A 26,122-nucleotide genomic window follows, 5' to 3' on the forward strand; every position below is an offset into this window, starting at 1 on the left:
GCCGAGAAATAGTCGACTAGACGTCAGTCATGAACGCCAACTGGTACAATCTCCTTTCGATCGGGTAGCCGAGCGATAGTAAAGTGATACAGTCTGGCATTCGGTGACGTGAGGTATCCGAATACACCCGATAATCGGGAACGGGAGCCGATTCGGGAACGCGAGGACGCTTATGCCTGAACACGAACTGACACAAGCCGAACTGTTCGACGTATTCAGTAACGCTCGAAGACGACGAACGGTCCAGTATCTCAAACAGCGAGGTGGGGTAGCCGACCTGGCCCCGCTCGTCGAGCAAGTCGCTGCCTGGGAGAACGAGACCGACCCCGACGAGGTCACGCGCACACAGCGCCGGCGAGTCTATATTTCGCTGTACCAGACCCACCTCCCGATGCTCGAGGAACACGGCATCGTCGATTGGGATCCAGACGACCACGCCATCGAACTGCTTCCCGGCGACGACGTCTTCGAACCATATCTCGATCACCGACTCGAGGACGACCGTCCGTGGCACCGACTCTACATGACGGTCACGTCACTCGGGCTCCTCGCGCTCGTGTTGTCGTGGCTCTCGGTCGGCCCGCTGACGACGGCCGCCGCGCCGGCGATCGCGCTGGCGCTGTGTCTGCTCGTCCTGGCCGTCTCGGTCGCACAGCACGTCTCGCGACGACCCAGATTCGACTCCCCGCTGTCCTTTGCGAGCCGCTAACGACCGGCTCGAGTTTTCACCGTCACCGCTCGCCGGTCGCTGCCGATCCGACGTACCATCCCTATCACGTTTCCAGATCGGTTCGCATCCAGCAGACCGAACTGCGACACCCGCTCCGAGCGACTATCTCTCGCCGTGAGTGTCGACCTCGAGCGAACGTGAACAGAGCTGTGGGGCCTCGCGTTGGCGACGAACGACAACGACGGCGCGTCAATCCGGGTTGAAGATCGCTACAACGGGACAGAGGATCACGGAGGTCCGTCTCCGCTACTCATACTGCCAGACAAACAGCCAGTAAACGCCCGATCGAACGCGAACGGTCGTCGCTGGAGGCGACGAGCCGTGAGACGCGATCGATTCGTGAATCGTTTTGTCCGGCAGTATCACCACCGCACAAGAACGTGTTACTCGACAGTCGGCTCGACACTCGGCCTCGTGTCGCACCGACGCGTCACTCGTCGGTCGATTCCTCGGTCGTCACCCAGACGAACGTATCTTCTTCGGCATTTTCGTTCGTCGGCTCAGCTGGTGGGTCTCCCTGGTACAACAAGACACTGATGCGAACGGATTCTCCGTCCTCCAGCGTCGGCGTGACGTTCACGTCGCTGGTCTCCGTCGTGTTATCGGCGAGTGTCGTCCCAAACTCCTCGAGTTGCGTTCGCTCGACGATCTCCCCGTCCTCGATCCGTTGTTGCTGGACGACGACCGTGTACTCGGTTTCTTCGCCTTCCTGGTTGTCGACCGAGACGGTCATCGGAACCGATTCTCCCGGTTCGATCGCCGAGTCGACCTCGCCGGCGACCAGTTCGCCGTCCTCGTTTTCACCGTACAGCGCCAGTTCAGTGAACCCGCCCGTCGACACCGGAGCGAGAAAGCCGACGAGCAATGCCCCGACCGCCAGCCCGACCGCGAGGACGAGCACGGCCGACGAGAGGGTTATGCCGGTCTCATCACCGCGGAGTCGCGTGAGCGACGCGACAGGAGAGACGGTGAATCGCTCCGTCTCCGGGGTTCGGAGTCGACGAACGACACCCATCTGAGCCAACACGATTGTGACGAGTGCAAGCGTTGCAGCAGTCGAGACGGTGGTGAATCCCAACTGCGTAACCGGCAGTACGAGGGCGACGATCGGCACGATCGTCAGCGAGAGCGCAACTGACAGCCCGAGTCGTTCGACGACATCGATGCCTCGAGGTCGCGTGTCGACCGAGGTCGATGTCGCATCTTGGACGTTCCGCGCTGTTGCCGGAAACAGCACCGAAACCAGCGCATAGCCGGGCAAAAAGAGAGCGAGCGGGAAGGTTACCAACAGGCGCAATCCGCTGCCCTCCTGAAACGACGTGACGATCGCATAGGCCACGGCTGCGCCGATCGACACGGCCGCGAGGTCGGCCGGATAGTTCCGGACGGCCCCGAACCGAGTCAGTGTACTCGTTCCGTGGCTCATCGCTTGGATACCAGAGATTGCTGGTCAGTCGTCGATCTAACTACTAGCGACACGAAAGTCATTCTCGAATCATTGGCACAGTATACTCTCTCGTGCTTTGTTATGGCCGTATTACATCTCCTCGAGTCGAAGAACACGTGTCTGCGGTCGCGACTGCACCCAACGCGACCACATCATCGACGAACCCGTGACTGACGATGCGGCTGTCCCCGGTTCGATCGGATCAGTTCCCGCCTAGAAATCGACGTACTGTTCTTCCCACTCGCGCCGTTCGTCGATTCGCTCTCGACCGGCATCCGTGATCGCGTAGTAGTTCGTTCGTCTGTCGAGCTGTCCTTTCTCGACGAGCTCCTTATTCACGAGCGTATCGAGATTCGGATACAGCCGACCGTGGTTGATTTCCGAACTGTAGTACTTTTCGACCTCGTCTTTGACGGTCTGTCCTGACGGTTGATCAGCCCCTGCGATCACATACAGGAGGTCGCGTTGGAAGCCGGTCAGATCGTGCATTGCTCAATCACAGTGACCATTCCAGTGAGTAGATATTTGTTATCCGTACCATACAACAGTGTTAGAACTCCTTTCAAAATATGTTCCACGAACTAAACTGATCGTTCCGGCGACCCTCTCTCGTAGTGGCACGTTAGCAGCGATGAACGTGTCCGTGTCGGTACAAGTTGTGTCGTACTGGCCATCATCGTGTACGCGGCCAGTCTCCACCGGCAATCGGACGATGGCGTTACTCGTCGGTCTGGGAGACCGAGACGTCGATTCCCTCTGCGCCGATCTGGACCTGAAGCGTCTCGATCGTCGCCTCGTACGCCGTGGTATGTGAGCCATCATCGTCGAAGCGAACACACTCCGCCAGCAGTTCGCTCTCGAGGAGATTATTGATCCGCCGATAGACCGTTGCCGACGAACTATCCGTTCGCTTCGTCAGTTCTTTTGCCGTCTTTGGTCCATCACTCGTAGCAACCAGAATCGTTCGTGCACATTCGTCTCCGAGCACGTCGAGCTGAGCGGCTGCATCAGGGGTTGATTCCGATCGCGTGTTACTTGTTTGCATGGACATTGTCGTAGTTTCCTGTTTGTGACCGCGTGGTGGTAGTCGCTCTCCGACGAGAGGGGCCGGGATAGATCAACTCGAAAGACGGTCCATCCCGATTTTGGGCACCACCAGTACGTTCCAGCACAACGATCGGTAAGCGATAGTGGTATTTTATAACGATGTACCTTATCCAGAGAAATAAGATCGTTCTTCTGCGAAACTACAGATTTCTATCTGGAAATGCCTGCTTTCGTGCCGTTGCATAGGAGGCAATATTGAATTTGAGCCCCAAATACAAGCCAATACAGCTAAATTCGACGCAGTAGCGATGGTGTTGAAACAGCGTTCACTGTCGCTACAGCGCCACTGTCGCACCTGCTGGACGGAAACTACGTATTTCGCGGTTCCCATACCACGCTGCTGAGTAAACAGTCTACGTCCTTTATTCTCGTTTGCCCCCCTCGGTAGGACGATGCTCGGATGGGTGTGGCAGCGTCGACGGTGATCGATCGCGATCGCCGCTGAGAGGCGCTCGCCACACCGTGTCCGCGTACCACCCCCACCAACCATGAAATCCACACAACACGATTGGAAGCCCATGGAATCGTCGACGGCAGGCGCACGCTGTCAAAACTGCGGCACGCACGTCACCCAGCAGTTCGCCCGTGTGTTCGGCGACAACGGCGATATCGTTCATGGATGTCCAGCCTGTACGACCTATCGCGAAATGCAGTCCGGCGGTCACCTGCCGGGCAAGTGAGCGCGAACGTCCTGACAGTCACTGACGATTGTCGTTGCGATTGTTTTTCACGGCCATCCGACGCCGAGTAGCCTACCCACAGCGGACTCGAGAAGACTTGCATCACACACTGCGAGCAGTCGACCGCTTCGAAGGCACCTCGCGGCAGTCGAATAATCGGCAGCCGGTTCTGCCAGTTGTATCCCTCACCTACCCCGTACAGCTCACGTCGATTTGTTCAGCGGCGGGCTAATGGCTAGGGGTTAGCCTGCAAAAGTTAAAGTTAGTGGTGTGCGAAACCCGATTGTACATGGTAGCTGGTGGACTATCCCTCAATGACTTTCGCTCTTCTTGATCGATGTCTGTTCAAACTAATCGTACCGAGTCACTCGCTGAAAGTGAGGTGTTTCACATCCTCGGTAACGACAGACGTCGGTCGATCGTCCAGTTACTCGCAGACGAAGCCGGACAGGTCGACGTCTCAGATGTCGCCTCCGAAATCGCCGCCAGCGAAGCCGACACTACCCCCGTTCCGAACAATCTCTACAAAAGTGTCTACGTCTCCTTACAGCAGACACATCTCCCCCAACTCCAAGAAGACGCCGTGATCGAGTACGACTCCGATGCAAAGACGATTCAACCGGGACCCCACTTTGCCGACGTCTTGCAGTATATCGACGGCCACCAGGAACGGCAATCGTCGATTCTCAAACTACACTTAGCCCTCTGTGTGCTCGGGCTCGCAGTGATTGCCCTCGCTGGATTAGGCATCCCCCTGCTGTCGGCCATCGATCCCGTCCTCTCGAGTGTACTCGTGTTACTCGTCGTTGCCGCGAGCAGTCTCTATCAGCTACTGGGCTGACCACCGCTTGCGACAGGCTGCCGTGAGCTCGCAATCGAGGACGATCCGTCCTGTGATCCCACGGCAGTGGCGCACGGGAACCGTCTGAGCAACAGTCGTCTCAGTCGTGAAACACGCTCTCGAGTCGCTCGAGTCGCGAAAAAAGCCGCCTGTCCGTTGGACTGGTCCGAAAGGACCGATTAGCGTGCGCCAGCAGCGCCGATTACCGGCTCGGCATCCGTGGCGTTTTCGGTGTCTTCGGATTCGGTAGTCGCTTCGGTGTCGTCAGTGTCGTCAGTGTCTTCGGATTCCGCGTCAACCGGTTGCTCTGCGGTATCGTCGGACTCCGTGTCAGCCGACTCCATGAAGTCTTGAAGGACTTCGTCGATGTTTTCGATGAACACGTACACGGTGACTTCTTCGATGACGATTTCGCCGTCTTCGGCGATCGCGTCCGTCATTTCACCGTTCACAGCCATCGAATCGTCACCGGTCGATTCGTCTTCGCTGGCGTCGTCCACAGTGGAGTCGTTCTCACTGGTGTCATCCACAGTGGAGTCGTTCTCACTGGTGTCATCCACAGTGGAGTCGTTCTCGCTGGCGTCATCCACAGTGGAGTCGTCCATAGTGGAGTCGTCGTCGAGGCCGTCAGTTTCGTCACCGTGGTCGCCTTCCATTCCCACGTCCTGTGGGTCATCGACCGGGATGATCGTTAGCTCGTTGATGACGATATTGAGTTCGACGTTCTCGAGAGTGACGGTCTCTTCATGCATGGCATCGTCGTCGGCCATGTCATCACTCTCGTCGACACCAGTCTCGCTATCGGTGTCGTTTTCAGTCACGTCATCGCTCTCGTCGACACCAGTCTCGCTATCGGTGTCGTTTTCAGTCACGTCATCGCTCTCGTCGACACCAGTCTCGCTATCGGTGTCGTTTTCAGTCACGTCATCGCTCTCGTCGACACCAGTCTCGCTATCGGTGTCGTTTTCAGTCACGTCATCGCTCTCGTCGACACTGGACTCGTTGTCAGTGTCGTCAGCCATGTCATCACTCTCGTCTAAGCCGGAGTCGCTATCAGCGGCATCATCGGTGGTACCGACATCGGACTCGCCGTTATCGACCGACATATCGTCCGGGAGATCACCGACGTAGACGTAGACAGTCATCTGTTCGATGACGACATCGATCACGTCATCTGCAGCTTCAGGCCCTTCGTCAACCGGTTCCTCGGTTGGTTCTTCATCAACTGGCGCTTCGGCAGATTCGTCATCGACCGGTTCGTCAGCCGCTTCTTCGTCAACCGACTCGTTATCCACCGATTCGTCGGCCGCTTCTTCGTCAACCGACTCGTTATCCACCGGTTCGTCGGCCGCTTCTTCGTCAACCGACTCGTTATCCACCGGTTCGTCAGCCGCTTCTTCGTCAACCGACTCGTTACCGACCGGTTCTTGAGCAGGTTCCGCTTGTCCGTTCGCAGCGGACTCCGAAGCGTCGCCGACAGTGACGACCGCTTCGTCAGTCACCGGTTCGCCGTCAGCCGTCAGGTACGGGCCGTCTTCTGCGCCCTCCGTCTCGACGAAGTCGTACTTCTCGTTGTGGTTCGTATCGCGATGTGGCATCGCGATCAGCGTCTCGTCTTCCTCGAGCGGCTCATCGAGCGTCACTTCGACGTTCTCGTGAGTGCCTGGCTCGAGATATTCGGAGGTGCCGATAACACTCCCGACCGCATCGTCAACGAGCAGGTTACTATCGTGGATCGTGACGAATCCGCCGCTTGCCATCGTGACCTCGTCGACGACGACGGCCTCGCCGTCAGTCGTCTGATCGGAGAACGTCACGTAGGCGTCCTGTTCTGCGTCCTCGTCGTCGACAGGAGCGGTTTCGTTCGGTTGCTCTTCATCATCGGGAGCTGTATCGTTCGCTTGCTCCCCGTCGTCAACCGCCCCGTCCTCGTCCGGTTGGTCGTCCGGAGCGGTGTCCGCCTCATCGTTCGGTTCGTCGTACTCGCCCTCGCTGTCAGCTGTGTCCTCGTCGACGGTCGCAGCCGGTGTCGCACCGGCGACCATCGCCCCGCTCGAGCACACGAGCATCAGCGCGGTAAGTACCACGAGTAGCTGATTGCGTGCAGTCATGTCTATGCCGTGAAGGCACTGGCTAATCGTGAGTTCACCGCATAAACTGACACAATGCTTTCGTCTCGTAACCAAATACTACGGTCTCGAGTCCTGTCTCAGTCGTTCATTCCCCGACAGGAAAGCAACAGTTGTTGACAGATGGCGGTTGCTGTCTCGTTACTCACTCTTCGGTTGTTCGGGCGTCTGGGAGGCCGTTGGTTCATGCCCCGGCAAACAAACGAGATTCTCGCGCCCGAGACGAAGCTTCGTGATTCGACCGTCATCCTCGAGTTCAGCGAGCAGTCGGCTGACTTTAGCTTTCGACCAATCAACCGAGTCGACGATCTTCGACTGTTTCATTCGACCGCCGTTTTCACGAACGAGCTGTTGGATCTTCTCCCGATCGGTCAGGAACTCCTCCGTGTGCGGCGTCGGTTGAGCAACGAATGCGTTGTGGTCGGCAAACCGGTTCCGTGCGGTCAACACACCTCCAAGAAGAATGAGTACCAGAATACCAACGAGAGCTGCGAGGTGTGGACTCCATTCGAGTTGAATTGGATACATGTGGCTGCCAAAACTGACGACTGCCTCGAGGCTGTTCCCCGTACGGATACCACCACTCCCGCTCGCGATGTCGGTGACAGTGGCTGCCATGTCGGAAACTCGTGCGTGACTACTCATGGAGATGTGCTAGGTCGGTTGTACTCACACTGCTCTGTACGGTCAACATCACACATGAAAGTGTTTTTTATCGATCATTTATTGGTGAGTATCTATAATTCGACATAATTGATGTGTCACTCAGTTTGATCCCCGTTTTGAATCGACCGCACCGGTTCGCTCACTGACCGTCATCATCGTGGCTGTGGTGGTTGCGCGAACGCTTCGGCACCAATGACGGGTCAGTGTGACTTCGAAACGACGTATGCTGGGTATATGAATAAACGCAGTCGGACGTTCGACACGACTAGCGCGGATTCTCTTCGATTCAGTCGGTAAGAGCGTATTTCAGTGAGTATTCTAGAGCAGTGACTACTCGGTGGGCGAGGAGGTCCACACAGTAACGAAGAAGATGAACGTTCGATTCGGCCGAGATTCAGTTCCGCTGGCCGAACTCAGCTCAGCTGGGTTTACACGCCCGGCACGCCGACGGCGTCAAATCCAGTTGCGCCGAGAAGTGCGAGGACGTAGAGAACGACGAGCACCGAGAGCCACGCCACGATCGTGATTGCAGCGGCATCGACCCAGCCGCCGGGATATCGAGCGTGGATTACGGCGAGGTAGGCAACGAAGACGAGCAGCGGACCGAGCAGCGGGATCCAGCCGAGAAAGAACCCGACGATACTCCAAACGATCGCACCGAGAAGGGCCGTGACGATGGCGTACGTGTAGTTTTCAGCGTCGACGATGACCTTGGCTCCGGCATAAATTCCGACGGCACCGATCAGCAAGCTCACGGCGAAGACGACGAGGTTATCGATCATATGTCACGTTGAGGCTGTGCCTACCGTTAGTTATCTTTCACCTACACTCACGGAAACGGTGTACTGCAAGCCTGTAACGTAAGTTTTCATGAATGTATCCGAGTACGACACAGACACAATTCCGTCGGCCCCCAGAGAACTCTGCTCGGCAGTAACCGACGAAATACCTCCAAAGCGGATACGACCATGTCAGTGAGCAGAGCGCCCCTCGCCTACCGGATCGAGAAGGGACCCTGCATCGTCGTGTATCGGAGACAGTCGCGTCCCCTCGACGAGCGATCGGATACCACACTCGAGGCTGATTCGCGGATCGAAACCGAGCGTTCGCTTCGTTCTCGAGATATCCGCGCCGCTGTGTCGAATGTCGCCCTGTCGAGACTCCCGGTGGACGATGGGAGAGGACGACTCAGTTGCATCGCGGATGATCGTCGCCAACTCGTTGATCGACGTTCTGGTTCCAGTTCCGACGTTGTACGCGTTGCCGACGGCGTCAGTCGTCGCTGCCCGCAGATTCGCTCGAACGATATCGCTCACGTGAACGAAGTCCCGCGTCTGCTCGCCATCGCCCTCAACGGTGATCGGTTCGCCCGCGCGCGCTTGCTCGAGAAACGTCGAGATGACGCCGCTGTAGGGCCCTTGTTGGCGCGGCCCGTAGGCATTGAAATACCGCAAGGCGACCGTCGGCAGGTCGTACAGCTCCTCGTAGAGCCGGGCGTACTGATCGAGTGCGAGTTTCTGGACGCCGTACGGTGACGTCGGGTCGGTCGCCGCCGTCTCCGGAACTGGCAGCTCCGACGGATGACCGTAGACCGCTGCACTCGAGGCCACGACGACTCGTGCATCTTCTTGTCGGGCCTGTTCTAAGACGAGCAAACTCGCATCGAGGTTCGTTTCGTTACTCGCACGAGGGGCATCGACGCTTTGGGAAACGCTGACGACCGCAGCGTGATGAAAAATGATATCGACCCCACGGGCTGCCTCCTGGAGGGCGATCGGATCGCGAACGTCCCCCTCGACGACGGTCACGTTATCGGGTACGTTCGAACGGTCACCCGACGAGAAATTATCGAGAACGCGGACCTCGTTGTGTGGCGCCAGCGCGTCAGCGAGGTGACTGCCAATAAAGCCCGCCCCACCGGTCACGAGTACCGTCTTATCGCAGATCGCTTGCGAGTCCATTGCCTCGAGCCACCACCTCGCCACCGTTTAGTATAGCACTCGTACCGCGGAGATACTGCGTTCCTAGCGCGAGTATGTACGGGCTACTGCCGTGAGGCAGGCGACGGAACTGGCGCGATGAGGCCGACTACCGTGCTATCGGACAACAGAAGGTATTATGCACGACGGTTGGCAACTCCCGGCAATGAGTGTCGACCTCGTCGTACGCAACTGCACCGTCGTCACCCCCGCCGGGCGAACGCCCGATGCGGGCGTCGCCGTCGAGGACGGAACCATCGTCGCCGTCGGGAAAAGCGATCGGCTGCCCGACGCGGATCGCGTCCTCGACGGCGAGGGGAAAGTCCTGGTCCCTGGCATCGTCGACGGCCACATCCACAACCGCGAACCGGGACTCGAGTACAAAGAGGACTGGGAGTCGGCCACGCGCGCAGCAGCCGCCGGCGGCGTGACGACTGTCGTCGGGATGCCCAACACCGATCCGGTGATCGATCGGCCGGAACACCTCGAATTGAAGTTCGACCGCGGGGAGGCGTCGGCCCACGTCGACTTCCAGAGCTACGTCGTCGTTACGTCCGAAAACATAGCGCTGATTCCGGAGTTAGACGAGGCTGGTGCGATCGGCTACAAGATCTTTCTTGGCTCGACAGTCGGGGACGTCCCGCCGCCGAACGACGGCGAGATCCTCGAGGCGATGGAAAAAATCCGAAAGACGGGCAAACGCCTCGGCTTCCACGAAGAAAATGGCGAGATCATCGACCACTACACCGAACAGTTCAAAGCGGCCGGGAAGAACGACCCAATCGATCACTCCCACTCGCGACCCGTCATCGCCGAGCAAGAAGCCGTCGAGCGGATGCTCACCTTCGCCGAGGAAACCGGTGCCAAGATCCACATGTTCCACGTCTCCTCGGGCTCGGCTGCCGAAGCCGTCGCTCGCGGGAAGGACCGCGGTATCGACGTCACCGCCGAAACTTGCCCCCACTATCTGTGGTTTACCGAGGACGTCATGCGCGAAAAAGGGAATCCAGCGCGGATCCAGCCCCCGATCCGAGACGCTGAAGAGCAGGCAACACTCTGGGAAGTCGGCATCGACGAGGGCGCGATCGACAGCATCGCGACCGACCACGCACCCCACACCCCCGAGGAAAAGAAAGTCGACGACCCCTTCGGCAACACCTGGGACGCGATCTCGGGCTTCGTCGGCCTCGAGACCGAAGTGCCGGCGCTGCTCACCTTCGTCAATGAGGGCCGACTCACCCTCGAGGAGTGGGTCCGTCGCCACTCGACCCGTCCCGCCCAGATCTGGGGGCTGTACCCCAAGAAGGGCTCGCTGCAGGTCGGCACCGACGCCGACTTCACGATCGTCGATCCCGACCTCGAGTGGACGCTCGAGGACAGCGACGACCTCCACTCGAAAAACTGCGTGACGCCGTTCGTCGGCGAATCGTTCACCGGAAAGGCGGTGTCCACCGTCGTCCGTGGCGAGGTAGTGTACGAAGATGGAGACGTGGTCGGCGAGTCGGGATACGGGACTCGAGTCGACGTAGACGACGTATAACTGAACTGAACCGTTTTCAGCCGCTGTCTTCGATGGGTATGGCGAGTAGTGACGGTACTCGAGCGGTCGCGTTCGGCATCGGTAGCCCGTCGTTGACACGCTCGAGAACAGTCAGGAAATCTGTAACGAGTTGACTACTGTTTGTCGAGTTCCTCGAGACTCTCTCTAGCGGTTCGCATGGCTGTGTATATATACACCCCTTCATCCGGTCGATTGAGATGACTCACTCGGAGCCGGGCGTCGTCGGCAGTGCCGACGGCTCGCCGCGGCGAGATATCGTGTCGCGGTGATCCGGCTCCGTAGTGGGGGATGACAACCATGACAGACGAAATGAATTCGATCTCGAGGCGTAACGTGCTCGCAGGACTCGGTACCATCGGTGTCGGTGGGGCACTCGTGGGCGCAGGTACAGGTGCGTTCTTCAGTGACAAGGAGACGTTCAAAGACAACAGGCTCGTTGCAGGCGCACTCGATCTTAAAGTCGACTGGCAGGAACACTACAGCGACTGGAGTGACGACGAGCTCGATGATGGTGACGACGGCGAGTTGGACATCACGATGGAAGACCCCAGCGACGACAGCTACGTCGGCTTCCCGACGCAGGCTGAGGAGTATCTCCTCTGGGTCCACGAGAGCGACGTCGACCAGTTCATGATGAACACGGCCATCGAGGCGTTCCCGGACACGAACAACGACGGAATACAGGATCTCCCGAGTGGGTGGACTAATCCGGACTCCGACAACTACTTCTGTAATGTAGCGGCCGACATCCCCAACGTCCTCGAGTCAAGCTGGCGGACGAACAACACGATCGGCGGCGAACCGAACCCACAGACAACCAATCCCGGCGACCCACTGATCAACATCAGCGACGTCAAGCCTGGTGACTTCGGCGAGTTGACGCTCAGTTTTCACCTGTGTGATAACCCCGGCTACGTCTGGTTGACCGGAAAGCTACGGGACGCCGCAGAGAATGGGCTCACGGAGCCCGAGGAGAAAGATCCCGACGAAATGGAAGGCGTCGTCGAACTCCTCGACGAAATCCTGGTCCAGTTCTGGCTGGACAACTCCGACGAAGGCGATGCTGAACCGGGTGATAATATCTATCAAGACGAGGAGCCACTGCTCTTCCCCGAACCGCTTACGCTACGGGAAGCGCTCGCGCTTCTGGAAAATTCCAACGACGGGCTCGGGATTCCGATCGGACCTGAAATGGACAGCACCGGGAATGGTGGTATCCTCACGCCAGGAATCTGTCCCGAAGAGCCCTACGACAGTGTGGAGAACAGTCAAGACGTGTTCTCAGACGGGACAAATCGCCAACGGGTGAACCCGTTCTGCTCGGACTTCGGTCTCGTTGAGGCACTCAGAGTCGAATCCGAAGACCTTCCGGACGAGGGGACCGAGACGTACACGACGCCGTACGGCGACATCCAGATCACGACATCGGATACGGGTACGATCACGTCCTGGGAAACCGACGCGACGCCCGACGGCGAACTCGACGACGAGGACGGATTCTGCGTCTCCAAAGTCATTGTCAAAGGTGGGCAACCGAGCGCGGGGAGCGCAAATATCTACAGTTACGACGCCGACAGCGACGGCAGTAGCGGCGACGAGGGAATGTTCACGACGCCCAGCGAACAAGACATCAGCAACGTCAAGTTCTGCGTCGACCTGCGAGAGCAACCCAATGGTGACGGTGGCCGAGAGTGCTACGAAAACTCCACGACCCAATACGTGGGCTTTTCGTGGTGGCTGCCGGTCGACCATGCCAACGAGATCCAGACTGACTCCGTGGAATTCGACATCGGCTTCTACACCGAACAGTGCCGCCACAACGATGGCACTGGAATGCGAGAGAGTCCGATCGGCGTCGAAGGACAGAAAGACGAGTAGCGGTCGAACCCTCGTCTCGAGTCCCCTCTAACTCACGTCGACGAGGAGCCGACGACAGTATTTTTGCGCACGCGTGTACTATTGTATTGGTCTCGAGGATGACAGGGACGGATAGATTCCCTGAGAAGCTGTCTCTTGTCACCAGTACATCAGGCTGAGAGCGGATCGAATGTGCTGCCTATACAGAACAGGCCAACCCGAGAGCGACACGCACGGACAGTCAGCACGCAGTACCAGAGACGGTATCACGTTCTTACTCATTCGACGGAAGACGTGAGAGACCGTCGTCGCTCAAACTCGCGCCGCTCCCGCGCGTTCGTGTTCGTCTCCATGGCAATTGGAGGATAGACGGACGGCATGCCCGGCTGCCACCGGTCGACGAATCGATCGGCCATCACGGACGGTTTCCGGTTCGCGACCGCCACACCGGCGTTGATGATTCCGGTGACACTAAGTGATACTATATTAACAGTTAAAGGGAGTGATACATGCATCGCACAGTTGTCGTGCGATGCGGTATGCATCGACGTTCAGTTACTATCTTCAGTGCGTGCCTCCTGCAGAATTGGCGTGGAACAGCAGTGGTGCCGTTCGGCTCCATCACCTCGTCACGGTTCTCTCACTCGCGATCGCGTTCGTGCCGCCGGTTCCGTTCGTTGTACGATACGTCCGGCGCGTTCATCATACAGTCCGTCGTATTCGTCGCTGCGTTTTGTTCTTGCTGGCACACTACGGAAGGCCGGATTCGAGCAACGAAACTGAGAGCGCTTCTCACTGGGCTTGTCGAAACAGCACAACGGAAAGCCGTCGTGGAGACGAAGAAAAACTTAGGTATTGCGAACAACAGCTTCACTCACTGTCAGCGTCGATCTCATCCGCGTCACTGCTGGTGTCGCTGCTCTCATCGTCGGTACCTGTGTCGTTCGTCTCGTCGGCCTCGTCGTCCGTCCCATCTTCGCTGCTGGAATCGCTGGTCTCATTTTCACTGCCGTCATCTGTCCCATCTTCGCCGTCAGAATCGCTGGTCTCGTCTTCATTGCCATCGTTCGTCTCGTTCCCACCACCGTCGTCTGTCTCGTCCTCGCTACTCGAGTCGCTCGTCTCGTCGGTGCTTGCGGTAGTCACCCCAGCTGTCCCAGCAGAATCCTCAAGAACGGATAGCGTTCCGTTCTCGCTGTCACCGTTGGCAGTGACTTCCCAGTCGATGTCGTCCGCCGTCGTGGTGTCGAACTCGTGGCTCGTAGTCCACGTCTCACCGCCCTCGAGGACGCCCGACTCCGTTTCGACGGTCTCGTTGTCGACGACCACCTCGTACTCGGTCCAGATCGGCCCATGACCGTCGTTCTCGACGGTGACCTCGAGCGTCGCCGTCTCGTTACGGGTGACGTTGGCCGGGGCGTCAGCGGTGACGGAGACGCGGTCCCACTCCTCGGCGGCGCTGACGGAGTTGTCCTCGAACGTACTCGCATCGCTGAAGAGTGCTATCGTGGGTGTGAACGTGACCGCCGTCACGAGCAGTCCGAGAATCGCGATCCCGACGAGGAACGCGACACCGTGTTTCCCCATCATCGTTCCGCCTCCGAATCGGTACCGTCGTCGAGTGCTGGGGCGTGCCCAGCCGTCTCGTCAGCGGCGGGCTCCAGCGCTGGCGTCTCGTTCGTCGTCCCCTCGAGTTCGGGCTGTCCACCGTCGTCCGTTGGACCGTCTGGATCGAGGATGGACTCGAGCAGCGCTTCACCGTCGTCAACGTAGCCGAACTCCCGAAGCAACTGCCAACTGCCCGATGCGACGAGTGCAAGTCCCGGCCCGATCACGAGAACGAACAGGCCGAGACTCGAGCGAGCGAACAGGAGCAAGTGGCCCAGATACGGAATATGCCAGTGGAGTTCGCCCTGTGCGTACTCGGCCGGGACGAGTCCCTCGTCCGGGTTGTCGTTGGCATCACCTTTTAGCTCGAAGTACCGTTCGCCGTCTTCCTCGACGACGTCGACGACTCTGTGCGTGACATAGCCCGAATCATCGCTGCTCCCATCGTGGAAGGTGACGACATCACCAGTCTCGATCTCGTCCGGTGAGACGTCCTGCGTAACGATGACGTCACCCGACTCGATCGTCGGGCTCATGCTCCCGGATGTGACGATGTATGTATCGTCGCCACCGACGAGCCCCGGAACGGCGATTATCCCCACGAGCAACAGCAGGATCAACAGGCCGCCGCCGAGGAGGACAGTGAGCCCGGTTTTCACGCTCGAGGGCACGTTCATGCTCCCTCACCTCCGATTTCGTTCGGCGGTTCGCCACTCGTCCCGAGTCGCATCCGACTGTCGTGGCGGACGTGGACCACGGCTGAGAGGGTAAACAACGCCGTCACCAGAGATGTCCCGGCCAGTGGTGGAATCAGCGAAAACGGGAGGAGTCCAGCCCACATTCCTACGACGAACCCGGTACAGAGGACGCCCAGTCCGACGTAGTACTTGCTCCACGGGATGTCGTCGTGTGGAACGACGTCGAGATACACCTCGAGTTCCGATGCAGCGTCGGTGAGGGCGACGATCCCACGGCCGGCGTCGAACGAGACGACACCGCCATCGTCCAGTTTCGGCAGGTGTGACTGCCGTAACGCGGTGTAGACACGCGTTCGCTGCTCGTAGGTGACCTCCGCTGTGGAAATGCCGTTCTCCCAGGCAGCGACGTGTGAGACGAGTTCACGGAGGGTGGCAACACCGTCGGTCTGTTTGAGGTAGTGTAAGACGTACCGGCGTCGTCGACAACTCAACAGTTCGAAGGCGACGTCTTGAGACAGCGCCGGTGTGCGGGCTGTCGACGCAGTGTCCGCTCGTGAAACGCTCGTTGACATCATCGCCCCGAACATGAAACAAGCGCATTCGTTGCCGGAATAGACACCCTCCAGCGCGAATAGACGGCGGTTGCAGTGGCTGTACAGATACACCGGATCGATCGCACATTTCTGCCCATATTGCGGCCATCACGTCAACTATGGATAGTTATGGGCGAGATAGAACGTCAGCTACTGTGACGTAATCGCGTTTGATCACGGTTAAAGACGGTTTCGAGACCATTACTGTCACTATGAACGATACATTCAACAGCGAATCGACGTGGCAGCGTGACACCACCCATCGTCGAAAGCGCGTCACCGGTACTCAGATCCGACGGATTAGACGTTGCGAGGTCGCAACCAGAATCCCACAGGTAGACTGGTGGCAGTTCTCAGTTCGTGAAGTCGCCGATGGGATTATATTCACCCCCGATACAACCGAATTTCGTAAAATTATAGATGAGTGAGAGGGTCAATCCCCAGCGACTCCGGTCCCGTCGTCGAACCCCGGCGAGAGGATTCAACACCTCGAGAAATTCGGACGGAACGCACCGATAGAACCGTCGACCCAGCGGAACTGCACGGCCTCGACGATGCGAGCGACGGCCCCGAATCCGGCGGCTAACGGCACAGACCGGCCGACACGGTCACATCGTGTCTGATGACTATTCGAGGTCTGCGCCCACCGCGTCTTCGATCGAGGCAAAGCCATCCCGATCGAGCAGCGCCACGAGTCCCTGATTGATCCGTTTCGCCGTCGAGGGACCCTGATAGACGAACCCGGTGTAGAGTTCGACCAGCGATGCGCCGGCGCGGATCTTTTCGTACGCCGCCCCAGCCGAATCGACGCCGCCGACGCCGATGATCGGCACGTCGCCGTCGGTGTACTCGGCGATCGTTCGGATGACCGCAGTGGATCGATCCTCGACCGGTTTCCCGCTGAGGCCGCCCCACTCCTCCCGGTTCGGGGACTCGAGGCCCTCACGGCTCGTCGAGGTGTTCGTCGCGACGATCCCGTCGAGGTCGAACTCCCGGACGATATCCACGAGATCCAGAATCGAGTCGTCGGGTGAGTCGGGGCCGATCTTCACCAGAATGGGTTTGTCGGCGTCGTTTTCGGCCTCGAGCATCTCGAAGATCGCGCGAAGATGCTCGGGCGAGCCCTCGTCGAACTCCTCGGGCGTGTTCGGACAGGAGACGTTGACGACGACGTAGTCGGCAAACGGTGACAGACGGTCGAACACCCGCCGATAGTCTTCGATCGCTTCCGACTCGCTCGAGGAGTTCATCTTCCCGATATTCACCCCAAGCGGGAATCTGGGCGTGCCGTCGGTCTCGAGTCGCGATTTCACGCGTTCCATCCCCTGCCCGTTAAATCCCATCCGGTTGACCATGGCTTCGTCCTCACGCAGGCGAAACAGCCGGGGCCGGTCGTTGCCCGGTTGTGGGTAGGGCGTGACGGTGCCGATTTCGACGAAGCCGAAGCCGAGTGCCTCGAGCGCGTGGGTCACCTCGGCGTTCTTGTCGAAGCCAGCGGCGATTCCGATCGGGTTCGGAAACGTGGTGTCGAACAGTTCGACCTCGAGTGCGGGATGATCGTACTGATACGCAGCCGAGAGCGCTTTTCGTGTCGGCCACGTCGACTGAGCTACCCGGAGCGTCCGCTTTCCGAGGTTGTGGGCCGTCTCGGCTGGAAGTTTGAACGCGAGCGGCCGAACCCGCGAATAGAGCGTCATTGGCAGTATTCGGACCGGCGGCTAGGTAAACGTCTCGAAGCTGTCGAACGACTGGGGCATCCAGACGAGTGGGTTACAGTTTCTCGAGGAGGCGACTCACGTCTGAGAGCGTGCGGAGCGCATCGAGGTCGGCACACGCGCCGTCGATATCGACAGCGTCGGGTGCATGCTCGGCACACAGCCGGAACTTCTCGTGGAGTTCGTCGTCGGAAAGCGGGTCATCGTGCGTTCCCGGCGGCTGCGCCTGGAACTGCTCGTAGCGCTCACCCGAGCGCGTCGCGATCTCCACGGCGGCGGCGTTCGAGTCGTAGGGCAACTCGTCGTCGACAGTCAGTGACACCCGTTCGCGAACGGACTGGACCGCCCGATCGTCGATACGCTCGTCGTCGAACGCAGCGAGATCGACGCGCTCGCGAGCAATGGCACTCGCGATGAGATACGGCATCGAAAACTTCGCCTCGAGTCCCGTCGACGGATCGTCGTGGGCGAGCGCGTCGGCCGCACCCTGTGAGGCCGTCACAGTCACCTCGTCGATCACCTCGGCCTTGAGTCCATGGGTGTCCGCGAGCTCGCTTGCAGCGTAGATTGCAGCGTGGGTGTAGTAACAACAGGGGTACTTTTTCACGTCGATACCGTCCTCGAGCAGCGACCATCGCGTTCCCAACTCGGGGAGCCGCTCGAGATCCGGTCGTCCATCGCCGCAATAGGAATCGAAGAAGCCGCGCTCGCCGTCGATCGCCGTTGGGTCCGCGGTTGCGCCCTCGGCGGCGAGCAGCGCCGCAGTCATCCCGGACCGTGCCGCCTGACCCGCGTGGATCGGTTTCGTCGTCGAGCCGAAGTTGCGTTTAAGGCCGGCCGGCATCGAGGCAGCGATCCCGAGTGCGTGTTCGACGCGCGCCCGTGGTAGCTCGAGTAGTGTCGCCACGGCCGCAGCAGCGCCAAAGACGCCCATCGTCGACGTCGCGTGCCACCCGCCTTCGTAGTGGCCGGGACTGATCGGTCTTGAAAGGTAACACTGGGTCTCGAAGCCAGCGACGAAGGCCGTCAGGATGTCCAGTCCCGACGCATTCTCCCGTTCACCAACGGCAAGCAGCGGTGCGACCATCGGCACGCTCGGGTGGCCGTCCATCGCTGCGAGTGCGACGTCGTCGAAATCGAGCGCGTGGCCAGCGGTCCCGTTGATGAAGACGGCATCCGAGAGCGGACGCGTTTCGTTTCGTCCGAGCAGCGTCGTCTCACCGGTACCGTCACGAACCGCCGTTACGGCCGTCTCGCCGGCGTCGGCGGCCGCCCCCGCGAGCGTCACCCCGACAGTGTCCAGAATCGCCCGTTCGGCGAGCCGAAGCGCCTCCTCGGGAATATCGTCGGCCGACAGCGACGTGACGAACGTCGCGAGTTCAGTGCCAGCCCGTCCCGTGTCTGCATCGGTCATGCTCGTCCTATCTGCCCGCATCGGTATATACTGTCGGACGGGACGCGAAACCGTCGGACGAACTCAGCGCTCCTCGAACAGCGCCATGATCGCACCGCCGCCGCCGACGCTCATACCGACGAGTCCGCGTGAAACGTCGGGATCGTCTCGCAGCTGATAACCGATGCTGGCAGTGAGCATCCCCCCCGAGGCACCGATCGGATGGCCGAAGGCGATCGCACCACCGCAAGGATTCATCGTCTCGCGTGGGATCTCGAGGCGGTCCATGACGTACACTGACTGGGCGGCGAACGCCTCGTTGATCCAGAACGCGTCGATATCGTCGACCGTAAGGTCGTTTTGCTCGAGCAGTTCGGCGACGACGTCACCGACGGCTTCGTTGAACTCGTCCGGATTGCGGTAGACGAGGTCGTAGTCGACGAGCGTCGCCATCGGCTCGAGGCCGCGGTCGGCGGCCGTCTCGCCGTCGGCCAGCAACACCCCGCCCGCACCATCGCTGAGCTTCGACGCGTTTCCGGGCGTGATAGTGCCGTCCTCGCGAAACGACGTCGGCAGGTCGGCCAGATCCGACAGCGTCGAGTCGGGTCGCGGGCCTTCGTCCCGCTCGACGCTGCCCGAGCGCGTCTCGACGGGGACGATCTCGTCGTCGAACGCGCCGGATTCGATCGCATCGGCCGCCAGTTGGTGGCTTTTCATGGCGTACTCGTCCTGTGCTTCTCGAGAGACATCCTCGCGGTCGACCAGTCGTTCGGTGATCTCGCCCATATGAATGTCGAGGTTGACGTCCCACAGCGAGTCCAGGATCATCGAATCTTTGAGTTGGACGTCGCCGTGGCGTCGCCCCGTCCGGTAGTCGGGAAGAATCCACGGGGCGTTCGACATGGACTCGAACCCGCCAGCGATCGCGAAATCTGCGCGACCGGCTGCAATCCGGTCCGCTGCGAGTGTAATCGCACGTAGCCCGGAGCCGGAGGCTTCGTTGACCGTCGTCGCCTGGGTCTCGTTCGGCAGACCCGACTCGATGACGGCCTGCCGTCCAGGCACCTGTCCGATCCCGGCCTGAATTGCGTTGCCGAGGCTCACCCAGTCGACGTCCGCGCCGTCGATCGCGACGCGCTCGAGCACGCCATCGATGGCCGTACAACCGAGCTCGACGGCCTCGACGTCCGCGAGCGAGCCGAGTAGCGTTCCGTGTGGCGTGCGCGCACCGTCGACGAGGACGATGTCGCTGCCGGGTTCAGTGTCGGACATGGTGGGCCGTCAACGCGAGTCCGCATTAATGTTGTTCCAAGGACATACTCGGTTGGAGATGGGGTGCTCGAGTCTCGAGTTCCTCATCGAACGGTCGCCATGTCTTGGAGTCAGTTGCTGAGGCATACTCGCCAGTCCCGGGGACAACTGGGACCTTCCTTGCCTTCCCATCACGGTCCTTGACACGCCAGTAGATCCACTGGTCGGACTCCTGTAGAGTCTCAGGAATACCGCTCGTGTCGATCAAATTTGTCTGGATATTTTTTATATATTCCAACACCGCCGTAGCGCCGTGCTACTGTGCTGCCAGCACATTATCAGCGGCACGATAGAATTCCAATAGCTCCCCCACCCTGCTTCGCCACTGTTTGCGGCGGCAACCCTCTCTATACTAGTTGGTTTTTGACCCTCTTTTACCCTGGACAGAAACGCAATCTTGCGATTTTTACCCTGGACACCGAGACGAGCATATATCCTGAACCGAGATTTACCCTGGACAACTCGATCCAAACTGGAAGGATAGCGTGTCAAAGACGGTTTTCTGGGGGAATTCTGATTCGGAAATACCCTGGACACGAGCGGATCCTGAAACGTAGACACATCAGTCATCATTCTGAGTGATTTACCTCCACAAGGAGACGAGAACCAGCGTCGGTCAGTTCAATTCCAGTATGAGAAGTGATACGTTCACCATCTTTCCGACGTCGGTCGCCACCGATCTCGAGACGGTCACTCAGTTTTCGTCCAAACCAAACATCGTTGGTGTAGTCGAGGTCAGTCTCTCTGCCCACGCCACATAGACCTGATAGAGATCTTTCTTCGGGACCGATCCCTCGGTATCGGCAACGAGGAACTGATCGACGAAGACAGCAACACCATCTCCATCAGGGTCCAACTCGGGAGTATCATCAGCCGTCTGCTGATCTTGGTCAGTTGCTGTCGAGGTGTCCGTGTCCTCTTGTAGAGACTCTTGACTAGCTTTCAATAGTCTCTCAAGATTGTCTAGCAGGGGTGCTGTTTCACTTTCCACATAGAGTTGTGGCGATGCGTCTTCTGGTAGGATCACCACGGCATAGCTGGCTCGGTCGTATTCTGGATCCGGTAGATCAGTCCCAGGAACTAGGTGTTGTTTTTTATTGAAAATCAGGGATGTCTCAAGTTATGCAGTCCAGCTACCACAACGCTCAGATCACATCGTCGGCCCGCAACTGCTCGATCTCCGCACTCGAGTAGCCAAGCGCTGCCAACACGTCGTCCGTATCCTCTCCGAGGTCGGGCATCGGGTCAGCTGCGAACTCGAGCGTATCCGAATCGATCGGGGTGTCGACGTACGGGAGCGACCCGTCGTCGGTCTCGAGGTCTTTGATCAGCCCGAGATGCTCGGTCTGTGGATGCTCGAGGACGTCGTCGAGCTGATTGACGTCGCCCCACGGAATGCCGGCCTCGTCGAGCCGGTCAGCCCAGTAGTCCCGAGGCTGGTCGGCAATGAGCGACTCGATCGTTGGCTCGAGGACATCGCGGTTTTCGACACGGGCTTCGTTGGTCGCGAATCGCTCGTCATCGAGCAGGTCGGATCGCTCGAGGACGGCGTCACAGAGCAGTTCCCAGTGGGCCTCGCTGAGGATCGCGAAGTTGATGTATCGGTCGTCGGCCGTCTCGTGGGGGCCGTAGGGCGTCAGCAGATGATGGCGCATGCCGATTCGCTCCGGAAGCTCGTCGTTGTGCCAGTACTTCTGTGGGAAGTAGCCGAGCCACGAGAGCATCCCGCCGAACATCGTGACGTCGAGTTCCTGGCCCTCGCCGGTGCGTTCGCGGTGGAAGAGCGCGAGCAGCGTCGAGATCGTCCCGTAGGTCGCGGCGTTGATGTCACAGACGCTCAGCGGGATCTTGGCCGGAGCGTCCGGTGAGCCGTTCATCAGGATCAGTCCGGTTTCGCCCTGCATGACCATATCGTAGGCCTTGCGGTCGCTGTAGGGCCCGTCCCGACCGTAGCCGGAAATGTTCAGATAGATCACGTCCTCGGTGATCTCGCGAACGTCCTCGTAGCCGACCCCGAGACGGTCGACGACGCCCGGCGAGTAGTTCTGGACGACAACGTCGGCCTCGTCGACGAGTTCGTAGAAGATTTCGGTTCCCTCGTCGCTCTTGAGGTTCAACTCGACACTCAGCTTGTTGCGGTCGACCCAGACGTGCGCCGAGGAATCCCCATCGACGACCGAATCCCAGTGGCGATTGACGTCGCCGACGCCGGGGCGTTCGATCTTGATGACTTCGGCACCGAAATCGCCGAGCAGCCGCGTACACAGCGGCGCGCTAATCCCGCTCTCGAGACTAACGACCGTGATATCCTCGAGTGCGAGCACGCTAGAGTTCCTCCGGCTGCGTCCCGATGCCCTCAGGCCAGCCCGGGGGCTCCGCCGCCGAGGGCTCGGCGTGGCTGCGTTTGAGAACCATCGGGGTTCGCTCGAGTGAGAGTACGAGGTCGCCGTGTTGGTTGTACGCTCGGAGTTCGGTTTCGACGATCCCGACGTGGTCGCGGGACTCGAGTTCGCGTTTGTGCAGGACCTCGCTTTCGGCGAAGATCGTATCGCCGTGGAAGACGGGATTGTGGTGGCGGATATCGTCGTAGCCGAGGTTGGCCGTGGCGTTGACCGAGATGTCGATGACGCTCATTCCGACTGCGAGCGCGATGACGAACGTCCCGTCGACGAGCCGTTCGCCGAACTCTGTTTCGGCCGCGTAGGCCTCGTTGAAGTGCATCGGATTGAGATTCATCGTGACGTTCGTCATCCAGACGTTGTCCGTCTCGGTGACGGTGCGCCCGAACGGATGTTTGTAGATATCGCCAACCTCGAAGTCCTCGTAGTAGCGGCCGTGCCAGCCGGAGACGAGTTGCTTTTCGGTCGATTCGTCGTCAGTAGCGTCTGTATCGGTGGTGTCGTCTGTATCGGACATGGTTCGTGGTGTGGTTCTGAGAGCAGTTAGTGACGAGTCAGTACGAGCGCGGGAGTCCGAGCACGTTCTCGCCGAGATAGTTCAACGCCAGCTGCTGAGTGATCGGCACCAGCCGCGTCAGGCGGGCTTCTCGGAAGTAGCGTTCGACGTCGTACTCCCGCGCGACGCCGAATCCGCCGTGAGTCTGGACCGCCGCATCGGCCGCTTCGTAGGCCGCGTCCGCAGCGAGGAACTTTGCTGCGTTCGCGTACGCACCCAAGTCGACGTCTTCGTCCGAGGCCGCACGATCCGCAGCGTTGTAGGTCAGCTGTTTTGCGGCCTGCAGGCGAGCGTAGGCTTCCGCCAGCGGATGCTGGATCGCCTGATTCGAGCCGATGGCACGGTCGAAGACCTTGCGGTCGGTGGCGTACTCGACCGCTCGCTCGAGTGCCAGTCGCCCGAGCCCAATACACTCGGCGGCAATGACGAGTCGTTCCTCGTTCAGCCCGTCGAGCACCTGGTAAAAGCCCTCACCTTCGACGCCAATGAGATTTTCCGCGGGCACGCGGAGGTCGTCGAACCAGAGTTCGAACGAGTGGACGAACTCGCTGGCCGATTTGGGGATCGGCTCCATCTCGAGTGCGCCCTGTTCGTGGGCGTCCTCGAGGTCAACGAGGAACATCGAGATGCCGTGGGTCCGTTTCTCGACCTCGGCCCGCGGCGTCGTCCGAGCAACGACGACGACGTAATCCGAGACGTCGACGCGAGACGTCCAGATCTTCTGGCCGTTGATGACGTACTCGTCGCCGTCGTTCTCCGCGGCTGCGTCGCTCCGTGCCGAGGCGCGTCGCGCCTCGCTCTTTTCGGCACGCGTCTCGATCGCCGTCGAATTCGAGCCGGCGTTTGGCTCCGTCAGCCCGAAGGCCTGAATCGACCGCTCACCGTTTGCGACGTGCGGGAGGAGATCCGCCTTCAGTTCCTCGCTGGCGTACTCGACGATCGGAACGGAGTTGTAGACACCGCCGTGGACGGCCTGTGCGGCGCTGAAGCCGCCGCCGTTGGCAGCGATTTCCTCCATCATGACGACGGTTTCTTGGGTCCCCATTCCGGCCCCGCCGTACTGTTCGGGGACGAGAATCCCCATCCAGCCGTGGTCCGCGAGCGCGTCGACGAACTCGTGTGGGTACTCTCCGTCGGCAGCGCGTCGACGCCAGTACTCGTGGTCGAAATCCGAACAGATCTCACCGATACTCGAGCGAACGAGCTGTTGGCTCTCGGTGAGTGCAACCGCATCACGCAGGAGTCGGGCCATCGGGTAGTGGTCGTCAGGTCAGAACAAAAGCGTTGCGTCGCCGGCTATCGATTTCCGTACTCACGCACGGCCATTCGACCCGAGTGTAGCCGTGGGGCTCACCGCTCGTACTCGTCACCGACGCGGTCGGCGTTTGGACCGAACTCGGACTCGAGGAGGTCCGGAACGTCCTCGGGTTGGACGTCGGAGTACCACTCGTTTCGCGGTTGGATCGCAATCGCGGTCCCGCCCTCGCTGCAGAGCCCCAGACACTGCGTCTCCGTCACCGAAATCGGCGACCAGAACGCATTGCGCTCGCGGAGCCACGACTTGATCGCCGCCACAGTTTCTGTTCCGCCAGCATCGGCACAACAGGCGTACTCACCGTCGCGGTCGGTCGTACAGACGAACACCTGTGCCTCGAGTCGCGACCGTTGTTGATCGGTTCGGCGTTTCATCTGTTATGGACTCGCCAGGAGGGGGTCGCTCGAGTCGTCAGTCTCGGCAGCCGGTCTCGCACGTCGTCGAAGTCCGTTGAACGTCGCTGCGAGCAACAGCCAGATCGCTGCCTGGCTCAGCGCAGCCAGCGCCTGATACGTCGAGTAGAGCGCGACGGGGAGGTCCGGATGGGTTACAATAGACGGACTGACCAGCGGAACGACGATCACGATCGAGACGATCGGAATCGCGCCGGCAAGTACCCCGAGTGCGCGATGTCGCGGGGCAATCTGCGTGTACCCACTGATCGCTGCCGCCGAGACGAGCGCACCGAGCGCGACGAGCCCGACGTAGATCGCCAACCGAGTCTCGATGCCGTAGAGTTGTTCGGCCCCCGGTGCAGCAGGTGGCAGAGCGAGCCACGGCGTCACCGACACGGTCAGATAGCCAGCGCCGGCAAGAATGTACGACTTGACAGCGTCGCTGCCGGGAAGTGCCGGCTCGAAGAGATACAGCGCGAGGGCGAAGAGACCGCCGAGGAAGATCGCCCAGAGAACGCCACTACCGGCGCTCACGATGGCTGTCGTCGCTTCCGAGACCGTCTGTGAGGATTCGTGAACGTGACCGTGATCATGTCCGTGGCCGTGTTGCTGTTGTGAGTCGTGGATGTACTCGCTGAGCGGGTTCGCCACGACGGCCATGTAGACCCCATATGCGAGCCCAGCGACGACGCCCGCGAGAACGCCACGTTGGAGATAGTCGTAGATCATCAGTGACACGCGATGCCGGCGGCGTGCCGGAAGTTGTGCATCGCGTCGTGTGCGAGCGGTTCCTGTAAGAACACGAGCGTAAACGCGATTCCGGCGGCGAATAGCAGGCCAGCCGCAATCTGTGTCGCAGTCAGTTGAGTGCGTGCGGTTTCGATTCGGGTCGAGACGGTTTCGTTCGTCGTCATAAACTCGACTTTCTCTACTGAAAGTCAGATTGTAAAGGTTGTGGTACATCCCGATTCTCCTACTCACGATGACCGGCCGAACGGCCGATGGCTCGCGTCAGATCGTCCAGAATTTGATATATAGGATCTAATCCGACCTCTTTCGACATGCTTGTTTTGATAATCCGACGATTAGTGGGAATATGCTTCCAGACCGGGCCAACTGCCGGATAACGAAATTGTTTTCCT

Annotated in this window: 25 protein-coding genes; 5 read left to right on the forward strand and 20 right to left on the reverse strand. The window is 59.7% G+C overall.

Translation table 11 applies throughout. The annotated features are described in order from the left end of the window. Positions 1 to 172: 172 nt before the first annotated feature. Positions 173 to 709 (forward strand): DUF7344 domain-containing protein, encoded by a 537-nt coding sequence (locus GCU68_RS20450; protein WP_152944495.1) that lies wholly within the window; start codon positions 173 to 175, stop codon positions 707 to 709. Between the two features lie 451 nt (positions 710 to 1,160). Here the strand turns inward: GCU68_RS20450 and GCU68_RS20455 are convergent, their stop codons facing one another. The 3 genes from GCU68_RS20455 to GCU68_RS20465 form a co-directional block, all read right to left on the reverse strand. Next, positions 1,161 to 2,156, reverse strand: a complete 996-nt coding sequence (locus GCU68_RS20455) for a DUF1616 domain-containing protein (RefSeq protein ID WP_152944496.1) — start codon at positions 2,154 to 2,156, stop codon at positions 1,161 to 1,163. Positions 2,157 to 2,390: 234 nt separating this feature from the next. Continuing rightward, a complete protein-coding gene (locus GCU68_RS20460; protein WP_008159097.1) occupies positions 2,391 to 2,666 on the reverse strand; it encodes a PadR family transcriptional regulator in 276 nt (91 codons plus the stop codon). 229 nt (positions 2,667 to 2,895) lie between these two features. Further along, positions 2,896 to 3,228, reverse strand: a complete 333-nt coding sequence (locus tag GCU68_RS20465; RefSeq protein WP_152944497.1) for a winged helix-turn-helix domain-containing protein — start codon at positions 3,226 to 3,228, stop codon at positions 2,896 to 2,898. 574 nt (positions 3,229 to 3,802) lie between these two features. Between GCU68_RS20465 and GCU68_RS21495 the strand changes: the two genes are divergently transcribed. Together GCU68_RS21495 and GCU68_RS20470 are read left to right on the forward strand one after the other, a co-directional pair. Then, a complete protein-coding gene (locus GCU68_RS21495; RefSeq protein WP_168927130.1) occupies positions 3,803 to 3,964 on the forward strand; it encodes a DUF7563 family protein in 162 nt (53 codons plus the stop codon). Between the two features lie 337 nt (positions 3,965 to 4,301). Further along, the gene (locus tag GCU68_RS20470) at positions 4,302 to 4,805 is read left to right on the forward strand and encodes a DUF7344 domain-containing protein (RefSeq protein ID WP_152944498.1); all 504 of its coding nucleotides are present in this window, start codon (positions 4,302 to 4,304) and stop codon (positions 4,803 to 4,805) included. Positions 4,806 to 4,984: 179 nt separating this feature from the next. Here GCU68_RS20470 and GCU68_RS20475 read toward each other — a convergent pair whose 3' ends face one another. From GCU68_RS20475 to GCU68_RS20490, 4 genes are all read right to left on the reverse strand, one after another. Further along, positions 4,985 to 6,916 carry a DUF7282 domain-containing protein gene (locus tag GCU68_RS20475; RefSeq protein ID WP_193565113.1) on the reverse strand — a complete coding sequence of 644 codons (1,932 nt, stop codon included), beginning with the start codon at positions 6,914 to 6,916 and terminating at the stop codon, positions 4,985 to 4,987. Between the two features lie 159 nt (positions 6,917 to 7,075). After that, complete coding sequence (locus GCU68_RS20480; protein ID WP_394352497.1) at positions 7,076 to 7,552, reverse strand: helix-turn-helix transcriptional regulator; 477 nt, start codon at positions 7,550 to 7,552, stop codon at positions 7,076 to 7,078. A gap of 476 nt (positions 7,553 to 8,028) precedes the next feature. Beyond that, entirely contained in the window at positions 8,029 to 8,382 is a 354-nt protein-coding gene (locus GCU68_RS20485; protein ID WP_152944500.1) for a hypothetical protein, read from the reverse strand. Between the two features lie 189 nt (positions 8,383 to 8,571). Next, entirely contained in the window at positions 8,572 to 9,561 is a 990-nt protein-coding gene (locus GCU68_RS20490; protein ID WP_152944501.1) for an NAD-dependent epimerase/dehydratase family protein, read from the reverse strand. Positions 9,562 to 9,745: 184 nt separating this feature from the next. Here GCU68_RS20490 and allB point away from each other — a divergent pair, with 184 nt between their 5' ends. Together allB and GCU68_RS20500 are read left to right on the forward strand one after the other, a co-directional pair. Beyond that, positions 9,746 to 11,119 (forward strand): allantoinase AllB, encoded by a 1,374-nt coding sequence (allB, locus tag GCU68_RS20495; RefSeq protein ID WP_152944502.1) that lies wholly within the window; start codon positions 9,746 to 9,748, stop codon positions 11,117 to 11,119. 318 nt (positions 11,120 to 11,437) lie between these two features. Next, a complete protein-coding gene (locus GCU68_RS20500; protein WP_152944503.1) occupies positions 11,438 to 13,018 on the forward strand; it encodes a hypothetical protein in 1,581 nt (526 codons plus the stop codon). A gap of 849 nt (positions 13,019 to 13,867) precedes the next feature. Here GCU68_RS20500 and GCU68_RS20505 read toward each other — a convergent pair. The 13 genes from GCU68_RS20505 to GCU68_RS20565 form a co-directional block, all read right to left on the reverse strand. Next, positions 13,868 to 14,587, reverse strand: coding sequence for a hypothetical protein (locus GCU68_RS20505; protein ID WP_152944504.1), 720 nt, complete (start codon positions 14,585 to 14,587; stop codon positions 13,868 to 13,870). Then, positions 14,584 to 15,282, reverse strand: coding sequence for a signal peptidase I (locus GCU68_RS20510; protein WP_227015152.1), 699 nt, complete (start codon positions 15,280 to 15,282; stop codon positions 14,584 to 14,586). The genes GCU68_RS20505 and GCU68_RS20510 overlap by 4 nt, the downstream gene beginning before the upstream one ends. After that, positions 15,279 to 15,875 (reverse strand): DUF7344 domain-containing protein, encoded by a 597-nt coding sequence (locus GCU68_RS20515; RefSeq protein WP_152944505.1) that lies wholly within the window; start codon positions 15,873 to 15,875, stop codon positions 15,279 to 15,281. The genes GCU68_RS20510 and GCU68_RS20515 overlap by 4 nt, the downstream gene beginning before the upstream one ends. A gap of 647 nt (positions 15,876 to 16,522) precedes the next feature. Beyond that, a complete protein-coding gene (locus GCU68_RS20520; RefSeq protein WP_152944506.1) occupies positions 16,523 to 17,593 on the reverse strand; it encodes a quinone-dependent dihydroorotate dehydrogenase in 1,071 nt (356 codons plus the stop codon). A gap of 73 nt (positions 17,594 to 17,666) precedes the next feature. Further along, positions 17,667 to 19,025 carry an MmgE/PrpD family protein gene (locus tag GCU68_RS20525; RefSeq protein WP_152944507.1) on the reverse strand — a complete coding sequence of 453 codons (1,359 nt, stop codon included), beginning with the start codon at positions 19,023 to 19,025 and terminating at the stop codon, positions 17,667 to 17,669. A gap of 63 nt (positions 19,026 to 19,088) precedes the next feature. Continuing rightward, entirely contained in the window at positions 19,089 to 20,276 is a 1,188-nt protein-coding gene (locus tag GCU68_RS20530) for a thiolase family protein (protein ID WP_152944508.1), read from the reverse strand. Between the two features lie 733 nt (positions 20,277 to 21,009). Further along, entirely contained in the window at positions 21,010 to 21,345 is a 336-nt protein-coding gene (locus tag GCU68_RS20535; RefSeq protein WP_152944509.1) for a hypothetical protein, read from the reverse strand. A gap of 115 nt (positions 21,346 to 21,460) precedes the next feature. Next, the gene (locus GCU68_RS20540) at positions 21,461 to 22,639 is read right to left on the reverse strand and encodes a CaiB/BaiF CoA transferase family protein (RefSeq protein WP_152944510.1); all 1,179 of its coding nucleotides are present in this window, start codon (positions 22,637 to 22,639) and stop codon (positions 21,461 to 21,463) included. Position 22,640: 1 nt separating this feature from the next. Next, positions 22,641 to 23,231 carry a MaoC family dehydratase gene (locus GCU68_RS20545; protein WP_152944511.1) on the reverse strand — a complete coding sequence of 197 codons (591 nt, stop codon included), beginning with the start codon at positions 23,229 to 23,231 and terminating at the stop codon, positions 22,641 to 22,643. Positions 23,232 to 23,268: 37 nt separating this feature from the next. Further along, positions 23,269 to 24,522, reverse strand: a complete 1,254-nt coding sequence (locus GCU68_RS20550) for an acyl-CoA dehydrogenase family protein (RefSeq protein WP_152944512.1) — start codon at positions 24,520 to 24,522, stop codon at positions 23,269 to 23,271. A 98-nt stretch (positions 24,523 to 24,620) separates the two neighbouring features. Further along, the gene (locus GCU68_RS20555) at positions 24,621 to 24,959 is read right to left on the reverse strand and encodes a (2Fe-2S) ferredoxin domain-containing protein (protein ID WP_152944513.1); all 339 of its coding nucleotides are present in this window, start codon (positions 24,957 to 24,959) and stop codon (positions 24,621 to 24,623) included. 3 nt (positions 24,960 to 24,962) lie between these two features. Further along, the gene (locus GCU68_RS20560) at positions 24,963 to 25,709 is read right to left on the reverse strand and encodes a CbtA family protein (RefSeq protein ID WP_152944514.1); all 747 of its coding nucleotides are present in this window, start codon (positions 25,707 to 25,709) and stop codon (positions 24,963 to 24,965) included. Continuing rightward, positions 25,709 to 25,894, reverse strand: coding sequence for a CbtB domain-containing protein (locus GCU68_RS20565; RefSeq protein WP_152944515.1), 186 nt, complete (start codon positions 25,892 to 25,894; stop codon positions 25,709 to 25,711). Before GCU68_RS20565 ends, GCU68_RS20560 begins: the two co-directional genes overlap by 1 nt. Positions 25,895 to 26,122 lie beyond the last annotated feature (228 nt).

The organism is Natronorubrum aibiense (genome assembly GCF_009392895.1).
GTDB lineage: Archaea > Halobacteriota > Halobacteria > Halobacteriales > Natrialbaceae > Natronorubrum > Natronorubrum aibiense.

Coding starts and splice junctions, on each gene's coding strand:
- GCU68_RS20450 (WP_152944495.1), top strand. CDS start 173: ATGCCTGAACACGAACTGACACAAGCCGAACTGTTCGACGTATTCAGT.
- GCU68_RS20455 (WP_152944496.1), bottom strand. CDS start 2,156: ATGAGCCACGGAACGAGTACACTGACTCGGTTCGGGGCCGTCCGGAAC.
- GCU68_RS20460 (WP_008159097.1), bottom strand. CDS start 2,666: ATGCACGATCTGACCGGCTTCCAACGCGACCTCCTGTATGTGATCGCA.
- GCU68_RS20465 (WP_152944497.1), bottom strand. CDS start 3,228: ATGTCCATGCAAACAAGTAACACGCGATCGGAATCAACCCCTGATGCA.
- GCU68_RS21495 (WP_168927130.1), top strand. CDS start 3,803: ATGGAATCGTCGACGGCAGGCGCACGCTGTCAAAACTGCGGCACGCAC.
- GCU68_RS20470 (WP_152944498.1), top strand. CDS start 4,302: ATGTCTGTTCAAACTAATCGTACCGAGTCACTCGCTGAAAGTGAGGTG.
- GCU68_RS20475 (WP_193565113.1), bottom strand. CDS start 6,916: ATGACTGCACGCAATCAGCTACTCGTGGTACTTACCGCGCTGATGCTC.
- GCU68_RS20480 (WP_394352497.1), bottom strand. CDS start 7,552: ATGGCAGCCACTGTCACCGACATCGCGAGCGGGAGTGGTGGTATCCGT.
- GCU68_RS20485 (WP_152944500.1), bottom strand. CDS start 8,382: ATGATCGATAACCTCGTCGTCTTCGCCGTGAGCTTGCTGATCGGTGCC.
- GCU68_RS20490 (WP_152944501.1), bottom strand. CDS start 9,561: ATGGACTCGCAAGCGATCTGCGATAAGACGGTACTCGTGACCGGTGGG.
- allB (WP_152944502.1), top strand. CDS start 9,746: ATGAGTGTCGACCTCGTCGTACGCAACTGCACCGTCGTCACCCCCGCC.
- GCU68_RS20500 (WP_152944503.1), top strand. CDS start 11,438: ATGACAGACGAAATGAATTCGATCTCGAGGCGTAACGTGCTCGCAGGA.
- GCU68_RS20505 (WP_152944504.1), bottom strand. CDS start 14,587: ATGATGGGGAAACACGGTGTCGCGTTCCTCGTCGGGATCGCGATTCTC.
- GCU68_RS20510 (WP_227015152.1), bottom strand. CDS start 15,282: ATGAACGTGCCCTCGAGCGTGAAAACCGGGCTCACTGTCCTCCTCGGC.
- GCU68_RS20515 (WP_152944505.1), bottom strand. CDS start 15,875: ATGTCAACGAGCGTTTCACGAGCGGACACTGCGTCGACAGCCCGCACA.
- GCU68_RS20520 (WP_152944506.1), bottom strand. CDS start 17,593: ATGACGCTCTATTCGCGGGTTCGGCCGCTCGCGTTCAAACTTCCAGCC.
- GCU68_RS20525 (WP_152944507.1), bottom strand. CDS start 19,025: ATGACCGATGCAGACACGGGACGGGCTGGCACTGAACTCGCGACGTTC.
- GCU68_RS20530 (WP_152944508.1), bottom strand. CDS start 20,276: ATGTCCGACACTGAACCCGGCAGCGACATCGTCCTCGTCGACGGTGCG.
- GCU68_RS20545 (WP_152944511.1), bottom strand. CDS start 23,231: ATGTCCGATACAGACGACACCACCGATACAGACGCTACTGACGACGAA.
- GCU68_RS20550 (WP_152944512.1), bottom strand. CDS start 24,522: ATGGCCCGACTCCTGCGTGATGCGGTTGCACTCACCGAGAGCCAACAG.
- GCU68_RS20555 (WP_152944513.1), bottom strand. CDS start 24,959: ATGAAACGCCGAACCGATCAACAACGGTCGCGACTCGAGGCACAGGTG.
- GCU68_RS20560 (WP_152944514.1), bottom strand. CDS start 25,709: ATGATCTACGACTATCTCCAACGTGGCGTTCTCGCGGGCGTCGTCGCT.
- GCU68_RS20565 (WP_152944515.1), bottom strand. CDS start 25,894: ATGACGACGAACGAAACCGTCTCGACCCGAATCGAAACCGCACGCACT.